Below are 23791 nucleotides of genomic sequence, written 5' to 3'. Positions count from 1 at the left end.
TGGGGGATTCCACTTGTTAAATCAATTAATACCCCGGATTCTGAACTAGATTAGGATTCTGATCAATTTTTGGTTGCGGAATCGGTAAACGGTAAGAGTTCTTCGTGAAGGGATACACCTGTGCCTTTCTTCCAGCGTCTTTTGCATAGACCGTATTCATGACAGATTCCACCTTGTCCAAGCGCACAAGATCGAACCAGCGTTGTCCTTCGAAGGCTAATTCCAGACGACGTTCTTTCAAATAAGCATCTAATAAAGCATCCTTATTTGAACGTATCGCAGTTGACAATTTTGGTAATTTAACACGTGTGCGAATTTTGTCAATAATGTCTGCTGCGCCGGACAAATCTGATCCCTGTTGAATTAAAGCTTCTGCCTTAAGCAATAAAAGATCTGCGTAACGAAGCTTGACAATACTATTAAATGCAGACCGCAGTTTAAACATGAATGGATAATGATTGGAAGGATAATAGTTGCTCCAAGTAGTGGAATAATAGACAATAGATTGCCCCAAACGAATCTGATCTCCTTCATTCGTATATGCTTGTATCAAATCCCGTGATGGGGTTATCCATTTTGCCCATGTGAAGTTATTATCATAATTGGACAAATCCCGTCCAAACATCCAAGTCGCCCAGTTACCTCCACCTGAAGTAAACTGTGCCTCCAAAATCGATTCTTTCGTATTCCGTTGCGCAAGATCGGTGTTGCTTGCATTCATTGCATATAAATCCGAGTAATTGGTATTCAGATCAAAACCATCCGCAGTCAATGCGTCAACAAATTGAATAACCTTAGCATAATCGCGAATTGGTTTTTCGGCATAGATCTTTGCCAGCATAGCTCGTGCTACGGATTTGGTAAATAAAGTTTTATTCCCATTATTGTTGGCTGGTGCATCAGCCAATCCATCCATCAAATCTTTTTCGATCTGCTTATAAGCTTCTTCTTCGGTAGCTTGTTTTGGAAAATATTGCGGATAAACTTCATTGACATTATCACCGGTAATATCGGGTGCAATTGTGGTGATGACAGGGATAGATCCGAATATACGGACCATATCAAACATCGCCAATGCTCTGAATAGTTTAGCTTGTGCTTTATAAGTCCTAATTTCTGTATCGCTCACCGATTTATCGGCGACACTATCCACATAAATGATCAATCGATTTGCACGTCCAACATCTTCCAGATATCTTCCCCAATCCCGGTCAACCACAGAATTAGACCCTTCAATAGAATTATTTTCAAAAGGTACAACTTCCGCTCCGGTTGTTCCAGCATAGGAATTATCGGCGTGCGAATCGCCAATCAAGAGGAGGTCGAGATACCAATGTTCCTGCCGATCTTTCATCTGCTGGTAAATTCCGGCCAAATAAGTTTCAACTTCGGCTTTGTTCTTGAAAACAATCTGCGTTCCTGTCTCTGTCTTTCCTTGACTAACATCCGAATAATCTGAAAGTGGATCACGGTTCAAAGAGCAAGAAAATAAAAACAAAGAGCCGGTTAGCAAAGAAAGAGCGTTACTTATATATTTTTTCATGATACAGACAATTAAAACTCAATATTAAGACCTAAAACAAATGAACGATTCTGTGGATAGGTTCCCCAATCAATACCCTGGATTCTGGAATCAGATCCGCCGGAATATTGGTTTACTTCGGGATCCATACCGGAATATTTAGTCAAGGTAAATAGATTACTTACAGATAGATAAGGCTGAATTTTATGGATACCAATACGTTTCAGTCTCTCGGGAGAAATGGAATAGCCTAGGGAAACATTTTTCATCCGCAAATAACTACCATCTTCAACAAAATAAGTTGAATTTTTCATGTCAAACCCAGCTTTCGGAACGTTGGTAATCTGTCCCGGTACACGCCAACGATCCAATACAACAGTAGTTTGATTTCGGCCATCATACATCCCCTCTGTTTCCATGCGGCTCGCATTGAAGATATCGTTTCCGTAAGTTCCCTGAATAAATATACTGAGGTCGAAATTTTTCCAGGAGAAGCTGTTTGTCATACCATAGACAAACTTTGGAAGAGGATTACCGATATATGTACGGTCGCTCGATGAAATCTTTCCATCGCCATTCAAGTCGCGGTACATGAGTTCGCCGGTTTCAGGGTTTACACCATCAGAGATATAACCGAAGAATCCTGCAAGTGATCTTCCTGGCTCATTCTTCACGACAAAATCATTGACATAATCGTTTGTCTTTACATCGTAGTACACTTGTTGTAGATCCAGTTGTTTCAGTTTATTTCTGTTAAAAGAAATATTAAAATCGGTATTCCAAGTCAAGTTTCCGGTCAGATTTTTTGAATTTACCGCAAATTCAAAACCATGGTTATTCAACCTGCCACCATTTCTTTGGATTGTGGTTGCTTGCTGTCCTGCGGGCAAACTTGCATTCATTAAAAGATCTTTCGTATCCTTGTTGTAATAATCTGCACTGATGCTGAGTCGATTATTCAACATCGTGATATCAAAACCAATACTGGTTGTACTTGTCGTTTCCCAAGTCAAGTCTTTCGCCCTTAAGATTGTTGGCTTATTGATATTTGGCAATGAATTGTCTTTTCCCTCAACGAACCACTGTTGACGTTGGATCCCACTCAATTGCAGGTACGCATAATCACCTAATCCATATTGATTACCTGTCTGTCCCCATCCGCCACGGATTTTAAAGTCGTTTATCCAGGTTACATCTTTCATAAAGTCTTCAGAAGAGATTCTCCATGCAGCTGAAACCGATGGGAAATACCCCCAGCGACGTTCCGGACTCAGCTTCGAAGAACCATCGGCACGCATATTTGCGGTCAATAAATACTTGCCATCGTAGTTATACATTGCGCGGGCGAAATAGGACATAATCCCCCAGTTGGATGCTGTAGATCCTGTTCTATCCCAAGAGATTTTGTTTGCCGCATTAAGTGTCTCAATGATTCCATTTGCATAGTTTGAACCATAGATATAGCTTCTGGAGTACTTGGAATCTGTCCATGACGAACCGCCCATTACTTCCAAATTATGCTTTCCAAAGCTCTTCGTGTACGTCAAGAAATTGTCCCAAGTCAACACGGTATTTGTATTACGAATATCTGAAGCCTCCCCGAATTGGTTTCTTCCCCAAGCTGTTGTCCAAGGGTCCAAAAAGGTCGTCATCACACCTGATCTTCTATCTAATGAAAACGCAGTTTTCCAAGTTAAATTAGGCATAAAAGAAATCAGTGCACTTCCTGTGGCAACAAGTCGGTTTTCGCGGTTATTATTATTTCTTGTCCGGGCTAGGTTTTCCAAAGGACTGGTGATGTTGTTGATCCCATAGAAATTATTATAGAATCGATCCGGATTGGTTGGATCCCATACAGGCGCGTAGGTTGGTGTTGTAATCACCGATGTAACTACCCCCCCACGGTTAGAACCCAATCCTGAGGTAATTCCATTATCATTGTTATCGGAATAATTGATATTCGCATTCACCTTTAGCCATTTTCGGACTTGGTTATCAATATTAGCACGAAAATTATATCGTCTAAAGAAGGATCCCTGTAGTGTTCCTTTTTCATTCAAATATCCCCCACCCAAATAATAGCGAAGCTTCTCATTGCCATCCGAGACGGATATTTGATGATTTTGTTGGATCCCCGTCTTATAGGTTTCTTTAAACCAATCTGTTTGATCCAACAATCCCTCTGGCAGATTTATCATGCCTATTTCATCCTGTAAATCTTTGTATTGACTGGTATTTAAAACTTTAACCGTGTTATTGACAACATTGGCTGTCCATTGTGTTCCCAGTGTAATTTTTGCTTCTCCGGCTTTTCCTGATTTTGTCGTAACCAAGATAACACCGTTCGAACCACGCGAGCCGTAAATCGCTGCCGATGACGCGTCCTTTAGAATTTGAATATCCGTGATATCATTAGGAGACAAGAACTTAATATCTTCCACAGGAACTCCATCAACAACATACAAAGGAGTGGTATTACTATTAAAAGACGTTATTCCGCGAATTTGTATCTGAGGTGCTGCACCTGGCTGACCACTCGGCTGAATAACAGTGACCCCGGCAGCTTTACCCTGAATGGCTTGCCCAAAATTAGTAACGGGTCTCTTTTCTAAGTCTTTGGTGGAAACTGAAGAGATTGCAGTCGTGACATCTTTTCTTTTCACGCTACCATAACCGATTACAATAACATCCTCCAGCAAATTGGTTGAGGAATTTAATTGGACAATCATGGTACTGTTGGCAGGTAGTTCTTTACTGTCGTAGCCAACAAAAGTAAATTGGAGTATACTGCCCGTGCTAGCTGAAATTTGAAAACGTCCATCTCCGTTACTGGAGACTGCGTTATTACTTCCTTTTTGTGTAATGGTTACTCCTGAGAGTGGTTTCTGATCTTGGGCATCCAAGACACGTCCACTAACTTGAATCCGGTCTTGGGCAAACACCAAATTCACCAAAGTAAACAAGAAAGCTAACCCCATTGAAAAGGCAACTTTTCGTGTAAAGTAAATCATATGAAATAAAAAAATTGGTTATTGTTTAATCTTTTGGTTATTCCAAAATGGCAATGAGTTTCCCCTGCTTCATTGCTCAAAACAAAACTAAGATCAGCTTGACGGAGAAAAAAGAGCTAGTACTTAAAAAGTACCGAAGAAAAAACATAAATAACTAAAAACAAGATACCTATAAAAAATACACACCCTTAAAAAGTACCTAAAGGAGCGTACAATTGTCTTTAACATAGCTAATTTTCGGGTATTATAGCACATTTTATGCCCGGTCGATCACCGCAATCTGACATACAGCCGCCTCGAAAGCATCACGATTTCCCGCGGCTTTATTCCGTACTTTTGTTCTGTAATTATAAACCGTTCGAAGCGAGTATCGCAGGAAACTTGCAATCTTCACGGAATCATCGATCCCTAATCGAATCAATGCGAATATCCGAAGTTCGGTATTTAACAATTCTGTCTTTTTGGGATAGATCTTCTCCTCGTCCTGAAGTAGTGCATTGAATTCATCAACAAAGGTTGGATATAGATTTAAAAAGATACGATCAAAATTAACATAAAGCTGCTGCACTTCCCTTTCTTCCATTTGCGTTGACTTTAACTGTTCCCGCAGTGCATCCCATTGCTGATTCGTCGCTTTTTTCAGTAATGCCTTTCTGATATCTTCCATTTTATCGATGTAACTCGAACACATGTCAAAAAATTGGGCGATATATTCTTCTTTAATATGGTTGGATTCCGACAATTTAAGGTTAGTCTGGTTAATTTCGTTATTCAATGAGCGAAGCTGCTGATTTGTGGCAGACAATTCTGATCGTATTCGCCGCAAATGTTGTACCTGTCTATAGATAACAACAAGTCCAATAATGACACCGATCAATAAAATACTAACGATAATGACCAGTCCAACCAATTGTCGATTTTGACTACTGATTTTCTGCTGATAGGCGGCATTGATAATGGGATAAGAAGAGGTCCCCTCAATAATGCGATACCGTACTTTACATAACATCGCATCGTCGATTGCTTTTTCAATAAACTGAAAAGCCCGATCAAAATCCTGTTGGTCGTAATACGTTAACGCCAGATCATGAAAAGATGCGTTATCACGATTTGCCATTTCAATATCTGCACTGGCCGATATTGAAAGGTAGTAAATTTGGCTTTTCGTATCCTTTTCATATTTATAAATGAGCCCCATAAAATAGGCGATCAGCGCGCGCTGCTCAATATCCTTTTTATTCTCATTCCATAGGATTAACAATTGCTTTTTAGCGTCCTCCCGGTTACCGTTAAACAGCGTTTTTATCGCAATGGTGGTACGATATTCCAAGGAAGACTTCGGTAGTACCGTTAACAAAGAATCACGATATTTTTCACTTGCCTGGTAATATTCTGACCGATTATTGCTCTGACCGTAATGACTATAAAAGGAGCTGTAGGTATCGTAATACTTGGCAAGAAGCTCCCTACCTAGATGAGCGGGATCGACTTGCTTCAACAATTGTGAAGCTTCTATATACCGTCCGATGGTGGAATACACCCAGGCCAAATCGAGATGAATCACTGCCTGTAGGGAGTCATTAAGCGGTGGAGCGAGCTTTTGACACAGTAAAATATAAGTAAGCGCTGCGTCAGAATCAAACTTCTTATAATTTTCAAAGATTTCGTAGTTCTTCTTCAAAAATTGAGCGGGATTGCCTTCTAATGCTTTTGCCTCCTGTTTTAATTTCTCCAATTTATCTTCACGGTTCTTGATGTAAATTTTCTGATTTTCCATCAGATATTCCAATCGTTGCAAAACCCGGGTGCTATCGGAAGCCACTTGTGCAGATAGGTAAAGACTAAAATGTGCGAAAAGAATAAAAAGAAAAATGCGCTGCAACATAATAAAATCGGTTCAAGATAGTGTAGACTAAACTACATAAAAATAACAACAAAAAAGAGGACGTCTCACGACGGCCTCTTCCCCTGACCCAGTTAAGGGTCCAAGAATTAACAAGTTAATTCTTTATCGCATGAAAAATAGTTTTCTTTTTAATCCTTAATCACCTATTTCCAACCTCCTCCCAAGGCTTTGTAAAGTAGAATCTGATTTAAAGTATTCTCTTTCTCCAATTCTACTTTTCCGATTTGGGCTTCCAGAGACTCTTTTTGTGCTGTAACGACATCGAGAGAAGTCACCCGCCCAGCAATAAATAGTTCCTGTGCCGCTTCAATAGAGAGGTTTAACGCTTGAACATGTTCATCGACAAAGCTACGTCGTTTGACGATCGCCTCTTGCGTCATGACAACATTGGAAACTTCGTTATAAGCGTTTACAACTGCTTTTTCATAGTCTACAAACGCAATTCCATAATCTGCTTTCGCGATCTCATACTGCGTTTTAAGCTGTCTTTGATTAAATATCGGCAGTGTAATACCGCCAAATAAATTATACGCAATAGATTTATCCAAATTAAATAACTTGTTAAAGCTAAAGCTCTGTAATCCGATAAATGGACTTATTGCAACAGAAGGCAAAAAAGCCAAACGTGATGCTTCCTGATTATTCGAAGATGCAATGACTTTCAAATAAGCGGCTTTAATATCTGGGCGTTGGTTCACGAGATCATCTGGCGTACCAAAACGCATTGCATGATACAAATCTGCATTTTCGGTATATGTACTTCTTACAATAGGTTGATAAAAACGCCCCAACAGGCCGTTGATATGGTGTTCCCAAAGTGCTATTTCCTGACTCAATTGTTCTTTGGCAGCTTTCGAGTTGGCTAATAGTGCTTTAAATTGTTGCACAGAAAGTTCAGTCGCATAACCGGCATCTTTTTTCACCTCAACAACCTCCAGTGCATTTCTATGTAATTCAATATTCCGATTGTAAACTTTTATCTTTTGATCCAAAGCAATTAGTTCATAATAAGCTGTCGCAATATTGGATACCAATTCCGTTTCTAATAGACGCTTGCCTTCCTGCTCAGCTAAAAAGCTAAAATAAGCGGCCTGCTTTTGACTCTTCAACTTTCCCCAAAGATCAATCTCCCAGGACGAACGAAGTCCTATAAAATAATCTGGGATAAATGGTTCGGGCAATTTTTCATCACTTTTCAAGTTCTCCGAAAAATTTGAATCATAATTACCTATTCCTGATTCTGTATAATGCCCATATTTCCGAATTCCTCCTTCTACTGCAGCCTCTACAGTTGGCCCCAAGGCCGCCTTCCGTTGTTTAAAATACGCTTGTGCAGATTCCAACCGCAAAATGGATTGACGTATATCTAAATTGTTCTGCAGCGCAGAATCAATTAGAGAAACCAACTTCGGATCTTTAAAAATTTCCTTCCAAGACCGGCTTCCTACATTTAAACTATCTGGAGAAAGATGTTGGGAAAAAGAAGTCGGTACATTTAATTTCTCCGGTTGAAGCGTTTTTTTGGGAACCGAGCAACTACCAAATAAAATAAGTGCAGCTATGACTAAAGAAGCTTTTTTAACGACCTGTTTCTTGTTGTCTTTTTTTGAAAATAAGATCACTAATCCCGGGATGACAATTACCCCGAGTATGGTTCCGATAAGCATTCCTCCCACCGCAGCGGTACCGATACTTCGGTTACCCAATGCTCCTGCTCCACTGGCCATCATCAAGGGAATTAGACCTGCAATAAATGCAAAGGAAGTCATTAATATCGGACGCAAACGGGCAACAGCTCCTTCGATTGAAGCGGTCACGATATCCATTCCCTGCTTATATTTCAAATTGGCATATTCCACAATCAGGATCGCATTCTTACCTAGCAAACCAATCAGCATGACCAATGCGACCTGCGCATAGATATTGTTTTCCAATCCAAAGACTTTCAAGAAGATAAATGCACCAAAGATCCCTGCCGGAAGACAGAGCAGAACAGGTAAAGGCAACAGAAAGCTTTCATACTGTGCACATAACAACAGATAAACAAACAGAAGACAGAGTGCAAAAATATACAAGGCCTGATTTCCGGAGATTTTCTGTTCACGAGTCATCCCCGACCATTCTATACTATACCCTTGCGGCAAAGAAGAAGCAATTTTCTCGACTTCTTCGATAGCTTGCCCGGAGCTGAAACCGGCTGAAGACTGTCCAGTAATCATGGCTGAACTAAACATATTGTAACGGGTAATTTGTTCAGGACCATAAATTCTTTCCATCGAAATAAAGGCATTGTATGGTACCATCTCACCCGTCTCATTCTTCACATATAAGCGTAATACATCTTCTGGTCTTTGGCGATATTCGGGACCGGCCTGTACCATGACCTTATACATCTGTCCGTAACGGATGAAATTTGTCGCGTAAAGACTTCCCATTAAGGTCTGCAGCGTATTCATGGCATTCTCCACCGATATTCCTTTTTTTGCAGCCATATCGTAGTCCACCTTCAGCATATACTGTGGAAAGTTCACATCAAAACTGGAGTTGATATCCTGAAGAACATCACTTTTTTCCATGTCGTCCATAAACTTCTGTAATACCTCGGCCGTCTTGTTGAGATCCTCATTACCGCTACGGTCCAATAAACGTAATTCAAAACCCGAAGAGTTACCAAAACCGGGAACTGTCGGCGGCGGAAAGAATTCAATCTCTCCATCAGCAAAATCCTTTGTTTTATCCCGCAATTCTTTAATGACATCATCTACCGTTTGATCTCGCTCTTTCCAAGGTTTAAGATTGATCATCCCCATCCCATAGGAAGCACCGGATACTTCTGTAATGATACTATAACCGGACAACGTAGAGACCGTTTCAACAATATCGAGTTTCCGTGATACGGAGTCAATTTTATCCAAAACGCGTTCTGTACGGTCTACGGTTGCTCCCGGTGGGGTTGTTACAGCGACATAGATCATTCCTTGATCCTCGGTTGGAATAAAACCTGAGGGTAAGATGGCACTACTTCCCCAGGTCGCTAGAAAGAATCCTCCAAGTAGAAGGAGAGTCAGTCCACGTCGCGCACTGGTTTTTACCAAAATTCCCTTATAGCCGAAGGCAGTCTTGTCATAAATGGCATTGAATTTTTTAAAGAAACGGTCCAACCAGTTATTCGAAGGTTTACGGTCATGGGGCGATTTTAGGAAAAGCGCACATAAAGCGGGCGTCAATGTCAACGCGTTGATACCTGAAATAACAATGGCAGCCGCGAGCGTCAATGAAAATTGACGATAAAATATCCCTACCGGCCCTGAAAGAAAGGCAACTGGAACAAACACAGCAGACATCACCAACGTAATGGCCACAACAGCGCCACCGACTTCTTTCATTGCCTCCAATGTGGCTTCCATAGGTTGAAGATGTTCTTCTTCCATCTTTGCATATACAGCCTCGACGACGACAATTCCATTGTCTACCACAATACCTATGGCCAGTACCAAGGCAAACAAGGTCAGCAGGTTGATTGAGAAACCTAACATCTGCATAAAAAATAATGCCCCAATCAAACATACTGGTACAGCCAAAATTGGTATAATAGTCGCCCTAAAATCCTGTAAAAAGATAAATACAACGATAAAAACTAAAAGAAACGCCTCCAATAAGGTTTTGATGACAGAAGAAATTGAGGCATCCAAAAACCGCGACACATCATAACCCATGGTATAGGTCATGCCAGTCGGGAATTGCGTTTGTTTCAATTCTGCCATGCGGTCTTTTACACGCTGAATAACCTCTTGTGCATTTGATCCCGGCAATTGCTTTAGCATGATGGATGCGGATGGACGTCCATCAGTTTTGGATACCATTTCATAATCCAATGAACCAAATTCAACATCTGCTACGTCTTTTATACGGATAATAGAACCAGTTGAAGTAGCTCGAATAGGTATATTGGCATATTCCTCAATTTCAGTGAATTTACCTGGATAACGCAATACATATTGTTGCATGTTACGCATTTTATCGGAACTGATACCGGTTTGTCCTGGCGCAGCCTCGATATTCTGTTTTCGTAATGCGGCCACCACATCCTCCGTAGAGATATTATAAGCTGCCATACGGTCAGGTTTAATCCATACACGCATCGCATAATCACGCATTCCCATAATCTGAGCGAGACCGACACCTTCGATCCGTTTCAGTTCCTTTAGAATGTTGATATCTGCGAAATTGTAAATGAATCTTTCATCCGCGGTTTCATCATCGGTAAAAACATTCAGATACATCAACATGGAGTTGACCTCTTTTTCGGTGGTTACCCCTGCTTTGATGACCTCTTCAGGGAGTTCATCCAATACAGTAGTTACCCTATTCTGTACGTTTACAGCTGCAATATCTGGATCTGTACCAACTTCAAAAAAGATTTGAATAACCGTGCTGCCGTTATTGGTAGACACTGAATTCATGTAAGTCATCCCAGCTACACCGTTGATTGCTTTTTCCAAAGGAATAGCGACGGCATTTGTACTCACCTCAGCATTGGCACCTGTATAATTGGCATTGACGACTACCGAAGGTGGTACAATGTCCGGAAATTGTGTGATGGGCAATGTAAATAAGGCCAACAACCCTAAAAGTGTAATAAACACCGAAATAACCAACGACAATATGGGTCGTTTTATAAATGTTTCAAACATAATTTATCCTCCCCTACAGTTTCCTCATTTTTGGATTAATCTTCATTCCACTACGCAAACTCTGGACTCCCTCATAGACAATCTTGGCCTTGGGATCTAAACCTCCATCCACAATGTAATAATGCCCCACACGCGGGCCCGCTGTAAAAGGTGTCATTTTTACGGTACTATCTGCCTGTACAGTATAAACGTATGTCTTGTCCTGAATTTCAAATACTGATTTTTGGTGTACAAAGGTATGTTCCCCTGTCTGCATTGGCACTGCAATCTTACCTGTTGCACCATGCTTTAGGATATGCTCGGCATTGGGAAATTGAACCCGAAGGGCAATGGATCCCGTATTGGCTTCAAATTCACTTTCTACCAAATGGGCAATTCCCTCGTGTGGATACAGCTCACCATTGGCCAAAATTAACTTGACCGATTTTTGCGTTTCCTTACCGTCCAGTTTATCACGCATAAGTGTCAGATACTCTCTTTCAGAAATATCAAAATAAACGTTCACTTTGCTTAAATCGGAGATCGTCGTAATTAAGCTACCCTCGGTCAATAAAGAGCCTTCTCTCAATAAGATACGGTCTATACGGCCGTCAAAAGGAGCCTGTATAACAGTATAGTCCAATCTTGTCTGTGCCTGATTAACCAAAGCTCGGGCTTCTTCTATCTTAGAATTGGCCGCTTTTAATTGAATTTTTAATAAATTATATTCGGAAGAGCTTACAATATTCTTGTCAACCAATTTTTGAGTTCGTTCCATTTCCAGCTTGATCTTTTGCGCTTCGGCAATGGCATTATCATACTGTGCTTTGGCCTTGGCTAATTCCGAACGATATTCCTCATTATTATACTTAAACAGCATTTGGCCTTTCTTTACCCAAGCCCCCTCGTCTACATAAATTTTATCCAAAAAGCCATTCAATTTGGAACGAATTTCGACGTTTTTTAAGGCTTGAACATCCGCAATATACTCCTGATAAACAGTCGTATCCATCACCATTAAAGGTACTACAGGTATATTTTTGAGTTCTTCTTTCGAATCAGCGTTAGCGTTGGATGAATGGCATGAAGCCAGCATCCCAACCATACCCACGAAAAGGCACAGTAAAAGTAATTTCTTCATAAACGATAAAAAATGTAAAATGTTAAACCCTCCTACGGTATTTTAAAATCAGTCGTTAGGAGAATGTGTTAGATGGGAGCTACAGCAATTCTATAGCGTAAAGAGCGGCCCAAAGCCTTCCATACCATATATAGAAATAAAACTAAATTGTTGCAGCCTCCGCTAGAAAATTAGAGGAGCGTAACTAGAATGGCCTAAAACGGGATAGGAAGCGATAATACCCTGGTAAGCATAGGGTTTTAGATCGGTAAAAAGGATGTTCATCATCTTTTGCAAAACATAATGCAGTAAAGACGATTCCAAAAACAAAAATAAAAATTGGTAGTACTTGACTATTGAGTGAAAATATACGATAATCATCTTGCAATAGTACTTTTTCTTCTTGGGAAGAATGAATGGGTTCCAAATCCAATACGTCATCCAGAAAATACTCCACAATGGTCTCACCTGCATGCAGCACCTGTCCGGTTGCCGAGGAGAAAGACTCATAGGTCAACAGATTAAGGTATGCAAAGAGTGTTAAAAAATGAAATATTTTGCCCAACATATCGAAATTTCGAATCACAAAGGTATGACTTTAAATAGCTAAGATTATTTTATTCGTGTAAAAAAACCATGACAGCCTAAAAAATTAGCAGTCATGGTTTTCAAAAAACAAGTAATGTTCATGGTTTCAGCTACAAACCTTAAAAGATCAATTAAACAGTCGACACAATTACTTAGAACTAAAGTATCATCATTGAATTCATTATTGTCTATCAGAACTCAATCTTTATTTTCCTTTTATTTTCTCGTTACTAAAGGAATATGGAGCATCTTCTTTTTTTTGTACCTCTATTTTTATTCGGTGCTTCGCTCATTTTGAAATCAAGTTTGGCACCCTGCAATAAATCTTTATAACGGATATAATTATGACTATAAGGCTTTCCATTCCAAGTTAATTGATCTACGTAGACCTGATTTGCTCCCTGTTGTTTAGCTTGGATATTCACTTTTTTCCCATTTTCGAGATTTAGTGTCACCTTATCGAATTGTGGTGAACCAATCACGTATTCGCCCGAGGCAGGAGAAACAGGATAAAATCCCAGCGAAGAGAAGACATACCAGGCTGAAGTCTGCCCGTTATCTTCATCACCACAATAGCCGTCTGGTGTAGGCAAATAAAGTTTATCCATTATTTTGCGCACCCAATATTGTGCTTTCCAGGGCTCTGCAGCATAATTATACAGATAGGGCATATGTTGGATAGGCTGATTTCCATGCGCATACTGCCCCATATTCATCACCTGCATTTCACGCATTTCATGGATCATTCCGCGACTTTTCATACCCTCATAACTCGGAATAACAAACACCGTATCCAACATGGACACAAATGATTGATTACCACCCATCAAATTAATTAAACCCTGAGGGTCATGGAACACACAAAAACTCCAATGCCAAGCATTTCCTTCCGTATATTCTCTTGACCAGGCACTTGGATCAAAATCTGAGACGAACGATCCGTCTGCTTTTTTTCCACGCATAAGTTTTGTACTTGGGTCAAACAGATTTTTATAGTTCATCGCACGTGTTGCATAAATAGCTGTTTCAGCTTCCGGTTTGCCCAATGCTTTGCCAAATTCATAAATACACCAGTCATTGTATGCATATTCCAGTGAACGTGCTACATTTTGGTCTACTTTTACATCAGCAGGTATATAGCCCAATTTATTATAATATTCATAACCGAAGCGTCCCGTCGAAGAGTGTTTCGGATAGGCACTATTGGCCCCATGCTTCAGCGCTTCCCATAACAGGTCTTTATCATAGCCTTTCCGATCAGTAATCAAAGCATCTGCTACAATAGAAGCGGAATTGTTTCCAATCATCGATGCACGATGTCCTGGTGAAGCCCACTCCGGAAGGTAACCACTCTCCTTATAAGCATTGACCAACCCTTCCTGCATCCGATCATTCATCGACGGATACAATAAATTCAACAGGGGAAACAAACTTCTAAAGGTGTCCCAAAAACCTGTATCCGTAAACATTTCCCCAGGCAGGACCTGCCCATTGTAAGGGCTATAGTGCATACGCTTGCCTGTTCCATCAATTTCAGAAAAATCCCTCGGAAAGAGTGTTGAGCGGTATAAACAAGAATAAAATGTACGCAACCGGTCAATATTGTTATCTTCAACCTGTACACGCCCGAGGATTTCGTTCCACTGTGCCTTACCTTCGTCAACAACCTGTTGAAATGTTTTGGACTTCACTTCTTTTAAATTAAGTTCTGCCTGCTCAAAACTTATAAAGGAAGAAGCAATACGGGCGGTGACCTTTTCCCCTCTTTTCAAGGAAGAGAAACCCACAACTGCTCCGGCGTGATTGTCCTGAATTTCCAATTCATCTTTATTTATCGCTCCACTTTTAACAGCAGCTTTGTAGGAGAATGGTCTATCGAAAGTAATGACGAAGTAATTCTTGAAATTCTCTGGAACACCACCGCTATTTTTTGTTGAATACCCGATAATCTTATTTTCCTGCGGAATTACTTTAATATAAGACCCCTTATCAAATGCATCAATAATAACATAAGCACTGTCTGTTTTGGGGAATGTGAACTGAAAGATCGCTGCTCGTTGTGATGGCGACAATTCTGTTGTCACATCGTGATCCGCAAGGTAGACGCTATAATAATAAGGTTTGGCAATTTCCGCTTTATGCGAAAACCAGCTCGCCCGTTTTTCTTGATCAAATTGCGGTGTGCCTGTTATTGGCATGATTGAAAACTGACCATAATCATTGTTCCAGGGGCTTGGCTGGTGGGTTTGCTTAAATCCTTTAATTTTATCTGCCATGTAAGTATATACCCAGCCATCGCCCATATTTCCAGTCTGCGGGGTCCAAAAATTCATACCCCAAGGCCGAGCGATCGCAGGATAAGTATTGCCATTAGACAATTCATACTTCGATTCAGTACCGATCAAAGGGTTAACGAAATCAACAGGCGAGGTTTGTTGCGCCATTCCAGCATGCGCCGCGAATAGAAAAAGAATACTACCTGTTAGTTTTTTAATATTAAACATAAATGAAGCGTTTGGTTAAGCTTAAAATTATTAGCAAAAAAGCTAAAACGTATTAGTAAATATAGGTAAGAAATTTAAATATAGTCGATTGCCCAGGTCTTTTTCACAAGATGGTTACAAAAAAAGAGTAGATCGTATCCCTACCTAGCATAAAAATAGCCGTAGAATATTCCTCTTTCAAGCGAATACTCTACGACTACTTTTTGAACCAGTCACTCTCTTATTACTAACTAGCTTACTGAACTCGTTCTTTTGGATCTACTGTGGTAGTTCCAAAAGTCTAAATTCGCTCATTTGGAAATTTGATCCAGAGGAGACTGATTTCACAACATACCGATAATGAGTGTAAGGTTTTGAATTCGTAAAGGTGAAATTGACCGATTTATTTCTATCAGCTGGCATAGTACCAAAACCAATTCCTTTCATTTCGTGCAACGTTGTCCAGGCCACACCATCTTCCGAGGCCTGTATTTCCCAATCTTTAGGATCCCTTTCAGGAGAATCATTTCCGGTTGTTATGGTATAACCATTAATGATTTGTGGTTGATAGAATACAAATTGCCAATACATTCCAGGTTGATACCCACCAATAAATAGTTTCGTCTTGGTATCACCATCTATTAACTTCTTCGATCCTTCACCTGCATCAGGGCCGCTCGAGTTGTCCTGAGAGATTCGAAAGGTATTATCAATATTTGTCCAGTCTTTTATAATGCCAAGATCGGTAAGCATCTTGGTAACGACGATTTGAGATCCTTTAGGAGTTTTTACATTTAGCTGGTAGGTTTCGAATTTTCCCACCTCAATCGAAATATCGGCTTTCTCCTTATCAGAAACTTGCTCATATTTATCTTTATCAGTCATCTTTGACCAAATGACTCCTTTAACTGCAATATCACTAGCATAACTTAGGATCAACTTTCCTGTTCCGTTCTTTGTCGCATTGAATCGGATTAGCTTCTCTGCATCAATTTTAATGACTTCGTCCCGCTGGGCCCAATCGCCATTTTCATTGAGTACTTTAAGTCTTACAGTGAAATCACCCGTACCTAAAAAAGTATGTTGCGGTGAGGTTTTTGACGAAGTGCTATCGTCCCCAAAGCTCCAACGTGTTTCAGTATAGTCTTTTGACTGATTTGTAAATTCAAAAGTAAATGGGTCATCCTTCGCAACCTGCTTAATAGAAAAAGCAGAAACTGGATTGGGAAGCTGCGGTTTGTCAACAACCACTTCCTTTTCTTTACTGCATCCTAATAAGGTAAACAGTAAGAATATATAATAGCTATATTTTCCTAATTTCATTGTTGTAAATTTCATTGTTGTTATACAAATAGTTTCCGCAATACCTATAAAAATTCGATCATACGCCATTCGGAACATTGAAATAAACGGTTCCCTACATTTTCTGTAATATTTAAACGATAGAACTTATAGCTTCCTGGTTTTTGCACATTAAATCGTCGTGTTTCAAGCCTATTTGGAAAACTCTCGTTGGTTCTTGTATCAATGACGACCCAGTTAGTACCGTCCAAAGAGCCTTCGAGATTCCAACTTTTTGGATCCCGGCTAATTTCATCATTACCTGAAGTCAATGTATAAGCGCCAATCTTCAGTGTTCGAGTAAATGTCAACGTACATTGTAGATCTCCTGTAAACCCGCCTTGTAAAAACTTAGTATCCGTGCGATTATCAACCAATTTAAGACTACCTTCGCCTGCATTTGGGCCACCATCATTATCCCGATTTACGGTTAAAGCGCCTTCAGCCGTCACGTCAAATTCCACAACCTTGGCACAATCAATCAAAATCGTGGTATAATTTTTCTGTGGATTAATAACATGCAGGGTTGGATCCTTGAGGTAGACCGTTACAGCGAGATATCTATCTTTATTTTTTGTGATAATATCCCAAGGAATCGAGATGTTGAAAGCGGCTGCGGACTTATTACCCAAAACCTGCACGCGTGAAGGAATAGCATATTCGTTTTCTTGCAATCCTATGGTATTCTCCGGAACCTTCTTTTTCGCTATCCAGTTCGCAATTGAATCAGTCGTTCCACGCACCTCCACATAAAACCACCTGCTTGGAAAGGAAGCCAGCGAAACACCTAATGGTATTTCAATGCCAGAAGGGGTTGTATTGTAATTATTATGATCGCTAGCCAGGATAATATTGCCAGGTGAATTGGTTATCGAAAGATAATGGATATCTTCCGCCGTAAGCAAGTTCTTGGAATCCAACGTAACAATGACACTATTGGGATTTCCCAATTGGTTACCTTTTCCAGGGTTTGACAATTTATAAGACAGTATAAATTTCTTGCCATACACACGTTCGATCTCGGTTCGGGAAATCGTCAATAAAAAAGAGGTCGTATCGGCACCATATTGAAACTTAACGACATTTGGGAAAGAAAATGCTGCATTGGGGAGCGCAATAGCATCCTTTAAAGTTCCCGACTCAATTAGTTTGGTGATTGTATCGGTATTCAATTGGAGTTCAACATCAAAAGTCTGTGACGCCGGACTACTCAATTTAACCTTCATCGGAACCTGTACATAGTCATTTGTTTTGATTAAGTCCTCCCCACCTCCTTCTGCGATAACTTGAACAGGAGCTCCCCCCTGTAAATTAAACCCTTCCAGATCATTTTTTGAACAGGCCAAAAACTGACTCAAGCCCAAAAATATTGTTATAAAATAAAAAAGTCTTTTCATGGTCTCTTTTTTTAGATTATTTATCTACCCAAACTCGTCCATCCAATTGCCAATTCTCCTGTCTAGCGATCTGTAGCCAACTAAATATTTGCGCTGTTATATCTGTATTTTTGGGCACTAAGGTGCTTATTGTTTCAACAGAAGGGGCACAAAGGAAATCATTGAGTTTGGAAATTTCATACGTGGAACTACTAAGTTCCAATGTGTTCCCATAAGGCCCCTCATCGTAAAGTACACCATCGGAAACAGTTCCGACGACAGGCCAATTCGCAGCAAGATTTGGAAAGTAAGGATGGTCCTCATTGATCCCCACCTGACAATTGTACTGTGAAATAACCGCCAAAGGCAAAGCAACCTTCCAGAATCGTACGTCAGCCAAATAGTAGTCGCCTTCGTTCCAATTGCTTCCTCCATTGATCGACCCCAATCTAAATTTCTCAGGACTGCTGATAGCACCCCATGAACTGATATCCATCTCATTGCCGGGAAGACCATTTGTGTAGGTTTTAACTATACGCTTCCCGTCACTCGTTATTGACCCAACAATGGTCACATTATTCCAAGTTGCATTGTTCAATTTTGGACCGTTCACCTCGCCACTGCCATTAGGACCTCGCGCATTAAACATCCAATAATCCTCCTTAAAAGCCATAATCCATCCATTTGTTGGTGCCCCTGATTCCCATTTCTCCCGCTTACCAATAAAAGATGGATAATTGGGAAATCTATATGTATTATTGGGTCCCTTATTCTTCTTAACTTTTAATTCAATCGTAAATTCCTCTTTATCGCCCAAATCAAATACTGGATTATCACCTTCAGTCAATTCTGCATAGACACCGCCTTTAAACCTTAAAAAATCACCAGAAAAACGACTCCCTAAATAAGGTTTATTGATATACCTCGAATTGTATTTCGGTGAATAGAAAATCGTGAAGGTATTGACATTCGGATTGCTAAAGATCGTATTGTCATTCTGCGCGGGAGGGATTTCAAAGGGTCCTCCTTTACTTGAAGTGATAATGACCAACCAATTCTCCTTTTTATAAGTAGAGCGTTGTTCTAGCGCTTTGGTGATTTCTCCAACCTGCTTATCAAAATTCTCTATTGCGGTTTTATAGCTGGCACTACTGTTATCATATTGACTTGCTTTTCCAGCCTTATCAACTGCTGTAAAATGAGCAGTCAACATGGTGATTTCGGGAAGTTTTAGTCCTTCCTTCACTCCATTCACAACTTCTGCATCCGAATTTTCAAGTTTAGCCGCCGCAACAGGTGCCAAATGATCAACAAATAACTTAGAGCTACTGTACACCTTAAATTCAGTACTCTTTGCATTCGCTGCTATCCTTGTGTAAACGGTCGGAAAAGTCTGAAAGTTATTATTATTAAAATTATCGCCGATGACCAAATGCTTATTTTGACTCACTCCAGTAATAATATTGGCTAGATCAGCCCCCGTTCCATTTAGATCGTCATGCTCTTCGCTCAACGAAACCCATGAATAAATAGCATGATTTAACAAACCATTCATAACGGGTATATTTGCTGTGCGAACAGATTCGCCTCTAGCGCCGTCAACAATCAACAGCAATACCTTCGGCTTACCATACACTAAATCCAATGTATCTTGTTGCCCTTCATTATCCGGTATCAACCGTCCGAATTCTTCCTTGCAAGACAGTACTGTCGATAAGAACAACAAAGACAGTAGCCATAGCTTAATATTTCGAAAATTATCTTTAAATCTCATCAGTTTAAAGTTTAAGTTATTGTTCCAATTTAATTCGAATCAGATTATGAACCTCTTCATTGTTAAACCTATCAAAGGAGCCCATCAAAAGCAATGCGCGTTTCCCATCCTCTGTTTTAGTTTCAACGGCTTTATTAACATATCCGGAGAAATACCCCGATGTATTGTAATCACTATTTAATTCCCCATTAGGATTTAGGATCATAAAGCCATTTCGCGCGACATTATTATAGCGTGCAAAATCTCCAGCTACCACAATTAAGCCATCATTTAATTGCATCGCACTTGCGGGCTCTCCGCCCTCGAAAGTCTTGGCCTTAAAAGTAGGATCCAGCGTACCATTTGCATTCAACAGCACTACTTTTATGGCCGTTGAACCATTATACTTGCTAAATGCGCCCACAACCAAGTATTTATTTGTTAGGCTATTATACGTCACCGAAAACACATTATAGTCGGCTCCTGCCCCCCCCGTATTGAATGTTTCATCTAGGGTTCCATCAGCATTTAGCCGTGTAATATAGCCTTTAGACTGTCCGTCAAAGCGATTGAAAGACCCATATACTAAAATCTTTCCTTTTAAAACACCAGCATTATGGTAAACCGATGCTACTGCCCCATTTCCGCCGGTAAAAGGCTTACCATCAGCAGCAAATCGAAACGTCTTATCCAAGGTACCATCGAGATTCAATCGAGCGACATGCCTAATCTCCGTGCTATCTAGGATAACAGTATCTCTTGTTTCTAGCTTATTAGGTTTACCGTAGGTGCGACGGATATAATATCTAAAATTCCCTGTCGCTAAGATTTTCCCGTCAGATTCATAAATATTACCAACATTGCCATCAAATCCTCCATTAAAAGTCGGATAATATTTCAGTGTATCTGCTTGTCCCGGCCGACGAAATGGTTTAATACCCATGGTATCGATGGCACCCGTCGTATAAATTCGTGTCAAATTACTGATATCTGAATTCCGCTGACCATACCCCGAAAACGAACCTGCCAGAAAGTAGTAGTTCCCTAATTTTAAGATGCTGTTTAATGAATTATTGGCTCCAGTACCTATCCTAAAACTCGCATCGTAAGTACCATCAGCAAATGTTCTCACCAAACGATTAATGGGTCGTATTGCGCCTTTATTATTATAATTTGTAAAAGCTCCCGTAAAGATCATTTTACCGTCTTCCAAAAAGATGACATCTGAAACCGTCCCGTTTGTGCCTACACCGACTTGAAAGGTTGCATCTACAGACACATTTCCTAGGACCGTAAATTGTGGTCCAAAAAAGACAATATCATCAATCGTTACCGAGAGTACCCCTGTACTCGCAAAAGGGGGAACTTTGAGTTTAACATGATCTGCTGTCAATTCCACAATTTCCGCCTTTTCCCCGTTTACTCTTACAATGGCCTTATCTTTATATTTATCAAGCCCTTTAAAGCGCATAATCGTCTCTGTGCCAATTTTTCCTGATTCAGGCTGCATTTTATCCGTTGGATTAATTTCTATACCCAGTGCCGGCAAGCCTTCTTCATAAGGAGCCGAAAAAGTTTTATCTTCTTTATTACATCCGAAAAAGAGGGGGATCATAAACAATAGAGCCAAATATCTGCCCATAATTTTGTACATAACGTTCATAATTTAATCTACATCTGGTTAATAACGCTTACTCTCCAATATATCTAACATAATATCATATTCTCGAAACCCAAACCTTGATTTGGTATAGTCTATCACATGAACAACTCCGTTATCCGGTTGAATATCCGATGAGGCTATTGGGCATGAAATCCAGACCATTGGTCTACTGACGTCCGGTATATAAGAGATATAGAGCTGCCTATAGCCCATATATTTTAGCCGGGTTATGTTGTTTTTATCGGAATCATTAATGGCATCATTATAGACCACACCAATATTAGACACGGTATTCCCTAATGCTGTATAATTTTGACCTTTATAAACATTCAGGAGATCAAAATCGATTTGTGGATAGTCCATCAACTTACGCTTACCGCTAAACATATAACGCAATAAGTATTTTCGCCAAATGGTACTATCAACATCTGCCAGCGTTTTGATCGTATCCCGTCCCAAAGTATAAAGCGTGCCATTGACACCGTATATATTATCGACCGTAGTTCCCTTTGCCTGTCCTATTAATGTCTTGATATTTTCATCCCGAGGAGCAAAAAAGGTGAACTCCTTGGTCTTAAAATCCTCTTCAAGCCCAGCTAAACGTATGATTTGTGCTATCGTATCAAATTCCCTCGGCTTTGAATCCAAATACGCCATAATTGATCCATTAAATTTCGCCTGTGCCAAGCCACCGTCTTCGTAATATTCATCCTGTTTACAGGATGCCAAACTACAAAGCAATACCACAATCATCATAAACACATATCCGCTAATATTATCTTTCTTCATAATACACCTATTTAGTTTCCTCCAGTCCAATAACCATTCAACACAATTTTTGAATTAAAATTTTTAGCCGAAGCATCCAGTGGCCAAGTCCATGCGCGACGATTGTATTGATCGATCGTCATGGGAGTCATGGTCCATTGCGGATTTAATATTCGTCTTGTCCGAATCAAGTCAAAGTATCGAACCCCCTCACCGATCAATTCTCGGCAGCGTTCCTCAAAAATGAAATTCTTAAGATCCGCACCACCGCCCGCATAGCGTGGAGCCTCTGCACGATCCCGAACAATATTGAGGACTGCAATAGCCTCAGCTTCTCGTGACCCGCCTAGATTCGCCAACGCCTCAGCCTCTAAGAGTAGCGCATCAGCATAGCGAAATATCATAAATGTATTATCGGGATTAGAGTCTTCATTGCCGGATGCAAATACATTTGCGGCAAATTTTTTCAGTACAAATTGTCCATTATCTGCGTACATATCCTCGTACCAAAGATCTTTCCGTTTGTCCGCCGGACCATTTAAGGGATAAATACGATACATAAAAACGGATGAATAATAGGCAATGCTATTTTGTTGATTGTACCGGGGAAACTTATAAGGCCATCGAAGAAAATGATCCCACAATGGTGCATAGGCATTATTTTGATCTCCATAGTTGATGGTACGGTAAAATTCGAACAATGATTCTTCGGTACGTCCTTTGGAGACTTTAGCCCATTCCTCTGCCGTTAATTTGTACAGATGATGTACGCCGCTTGCACGCAGCTCCTTACCTAAACTTGCAACACTTTCGTAATACTTCGCTGAGTTGCCCGAATCAAAATTGGCGTTCCACATTTTCATATGCATCAGCAATGCAATTATACTCCCCCGGCTTGCCCGAGCGCCCCGTTGAGAGGCGTCACCAAAAGTCCAAGGCATAATATCCTTGACCGACTCCAAATCGGCAATACACTTGGTGATAACAGATACCATATCTTCGCGGGGAAGTTGTTTTGCAAAATAAGCTTCTGTATAATAGACCACATCACCATAAAGTCGGACCATCCAGAAATAGCTCAAGCAACGCATAAAAGTAGCTTCAGCCTTATAGCGATCCTTGTCTGCAGCAGATAGTCCAGGAATCCCTTCTTCCAGTTTAGCAATTAAGATATTACAACTTTGAATGACCTTATAATAGGTATCCCAAAAAGAAACCTTATACATGGCATAACCACTTGAGCGCCCGCCATCTAGTGTATTCAGATAGACAGCATTCATATTGTTTGTCCCTAGGTCCCGAAGAATCATACGGTCTGTGCCCGATGTTGGCGAAGGGAAGATTTCGCCGGACCGCGCCTCTCCTATAGCGCCCATTACCCAAGATTCATTCAATTTTTCAAAAAACTGGCTATAAATACGCGCTATATTGGCTTCTACATCTTCTTTAGATTGGTAGAAATTGTTACCAGTGAGCCGATCAATAGGCTCTACAGTCAAAAACTTTTTACAGCCCATAAAAAGCATTGTGCATAAACCTAGCACAAATACTATTCTTCCAAAATTCCGTTTAATTTTCATACGATCA

The 23791-nt window shown here is 40.3% G+C and carries 13 protein-coding genes; all 13 read right to left on the bottom strand.

Annotated elements, in window-relative coordinates:
• Positions 1-25: 25 nt before the first annotated feature.
• The 13 genes from BV902_RS03270 to BV902_RS03210 all read right to left on the bottom strand — a co-directional run bounded on the left by BV902_RS03270 (position 26) and on the right by BV902_RS03210 (position 23784).
• Complete coding sequence (locus tag BV902_RS03270) at positions 26-1543, bottom strand: RagB/SusD family nutrient uptake outer membrane protein (protein WP_075990765.1); 1518 nt, start codon at positions 1541-1543, stop codon at positions 26-28.
• Positions 1544-1554: 11 nt separating this feature from the next.
• Complete coding sequence (locus tag BV902_RS03265; RefSeq protein WP_237241937.1) at positions 1555-4500, bottom strand: SusC/RagA family TonB-linked outer membrane protein; 2946 nt, start codon at positions 4498-4500, stop codon at positions 1555-1557.
• Positions 4501-4789: 289 nt separating this feature from the next.
• A complete protein-coding gene (locus BV902_RS03260; RefSeq protein WP_075990763.1) occupies positions 4790-6418 on the bottom strand; it encodes a DUF6377 domain-containing protein in 1629 nt (542 codons plus the stop codon).
• 164 nt (positions 6419-6582) lie between these two features.
• The gene (locus BV902_RS03255) at positions 6583-11133 is read right to left on the bottom strand and encodes an efflux RND transporter permease subunit (protein WP_075990762.1); all 4551 of its coding nucleotides are present in this window, start codon (positions 11131-11133) and stop codon (positions 6583-6585) included.
• 13 nt (positions 11134-11146) lie between these two features.
• A complete protein-coding gene (locus BV902_RS03250) occupies positions 11147-12253 on the bottom strand; it encodes an efflux RND transporter periplasmic adaptor subunit (protein ID WP_075990761.1) in 1107 nt (368 codons plus the stop codon).
• Positions 12254-12437: 184 nt separating this feature from the next.
• Positions 12438-12818 (bottom strand): hypothetical protein, encoded by a 381-nt coding sequence (locus BV902_RS03245; protein ID WP_157625872.1) that lies wholly within the window; start codon positions 12816-12818, stop codon positions 12438-12440.
• Positions 12819-13050: 232 nt separating this feature from the next.
• Positions 13051-15324: a GH92 family glycosyl hydrolase gene (locus tag BV902_RS03240; RefSeq protein WP_335682257.1), complete on the bottom strand. Its 2274-nt coding sequence runs from the start codon at positions 15322-15324 to the stop codon at positions 13051-13053.
• A 258-nt stretch (positions 15325-15582) separates the two neighbouring features.
• Positions 15583-16626, bottom strand: coding sequence for a PKD domain-containing protein (locus tag BV902_RS03235; protein ID WP_172840640.1), 1044 nt, complete (start codon positions 16624-16626; stop codon positions 15583-15585).
• Positions 16627-16670: 44 nt separating this feature from the next.
• Complete coding sequence (locus BV902_RS03230; protein ID WP_075990759.1) at positions 16671-18041, bottom strand: discoidin domain-containing protein; 1371 nt, start codon at positions 18039-18041, stop codon at positions 16671-16673.
• A gap of 16 nt (positions 18042-18057) precedes the next feature.
• Complete coding sequence (locus BV902_RS03225; protein ID WP_075990758.1) at positions 18058-19794, bottom strand: alkaline phosphatase family protein; 1737 nt, start codon at positions 19792-19794, stop codon at positions 18058-18060.
• A gap of 16 nt (positions 19795-19810) precedes the next feature.
• Positions 19811-21427: a DUF5008 domain-containing protein gene (locus tag BV902_RS03220; protein WP_172840639.1), complete on the bottom strand. Its 1617-nt coding sequence runs from the start codon at positions 21425-21427 to the stop codon at positions 19811-19813.
• A 27-nt stretch (positions 21428-21454) separates the two neighbouring features.
• Positions 21455-22225 (bottom strand): fasciclin domain-containing protein, encoded by a 771-nt coding sequence (locus tag BV902_RS03215; protein ID WP_075990756.1) that lies wholly within the window; start codon positions 22223-22225, stop codon positions 21455-21457.
• An 11-nt stretch (positions 22226-22236) separates the two neighbouring features.
• Positions 22237-23784 (bottom strand): RagB/SusD family nutrient uptake outer membrane protein, encoded by a 1548-nt coding sequence (locus tag BV902_RS03210; RefSeq protein ID WP_075990755.1) that lies wholly within the window; start codon positions 23782-23784, stop codon positions 22237-22239.
• Between the last annotated feature and the right edge of the window lie 7 nt (positions 23785-23791).

The sequence above is a fragment of the Sphingobacterium sp. B29 genome (assembly GCF_001952815.1).
In the GTDB taxonomy this organism is placed as follows: domain Bacteria; phylum Bacteroidota; class Bacteroidia; order Sphingobacteriales; family Sphingobacteriaceae; genus Sphingobacterium; species Sphingobacterium siyangense.
The sequence above is the reverse complement of the archived record's forward strand: the minus strand, read 5'-3'. Positions and strand labels throughout refer to the sequence as shown.

Bases quoted from the DNA above. Each gene is read 5' to 3' on its own strand.
- BV902_RS03255 (WP_075990762.1), bottom strand. From the start codon at position 11,133: ATGTTTGAAACATTTATAAAACGACCCATATTGTCGTTGGTTATTTCG.
- BV902_RS03260 (WP_075990763.1), bottom strand. From the start codon at position 6,418: ATGTTGCAGCGCATTTTTCTTTTTATTCTTTTCGCACATTTTAGTCTT.
- BV902_RS03215 (WP_075990756.1), bottom strand. From the start codon at position 22,225: ATGAAGAAAGATAATATTAGCGGATATGTGTTTATGATGATTGTGGTA.
- BV902_RS03250 (WP_075990761.1), bottom strand. From the start codon at position 12,253: ATGAAGAAATTACTTTTACTGTGCCTTTTCGTGGGTATGGTTGGGATG.
- BV902_RS03240 (WP_335682257.1), bottom strand. From the start codon at position 15,324: ATGTTTAATATTAAAAAACTAACAGGTAGTATTCTTTTTCTATTCGCG.
- BV902_RS03270 (WP_075990765.1), bottom strand. From the start codon at position 1,543: ATGAAAAAATATATAAGTAACGCTCTTTCTTTGCTAACCGGCTCTTTG.
- BV902_RS03210 (WP_075990755.1), bottom strand. From the start codon at position 23,784: ATGAAAATTAAACGGAATTTTGGAAGAATAGTATTTGTGCTAGGTTTA.
- BV902_RS03265 (WP_237241937.1), bottom strand. From the start codon at position 4,500: ATGGGGTTAGCTTTCTTGTTTACTTTGGTGAATTTGGTGTTTGCCCAA.
- BV902_RS03230 (WP_075990759.1), bottom strand. From the start codon at position 18,041: ATGAAAAGACTTTTTTATTTTATAACAATATTTTTGGGCTTGAGTCAG.
- BV902_RS03235 (WP_172840640.1), bottom strand. From the start codon at position 16,626: ATGAAATTAGGAAAATATAGCTATTATATATTCTTACTGTTTACCTTA.
- BV902_RS03220 (WP_172840639.1), bottom strand. From the start codon at position 21,427: ATGTACAAAATTATGGGCAGATATTTGGCTCTATTGTTTATGATCCCC.
- BV902_RS03225 (WP_075990758.1), bottom strand. From the start codon at position 19,794: ATGAGATTTAAAGATAATTTTCGAAATATTAAGCTATGGCTACTGTCT.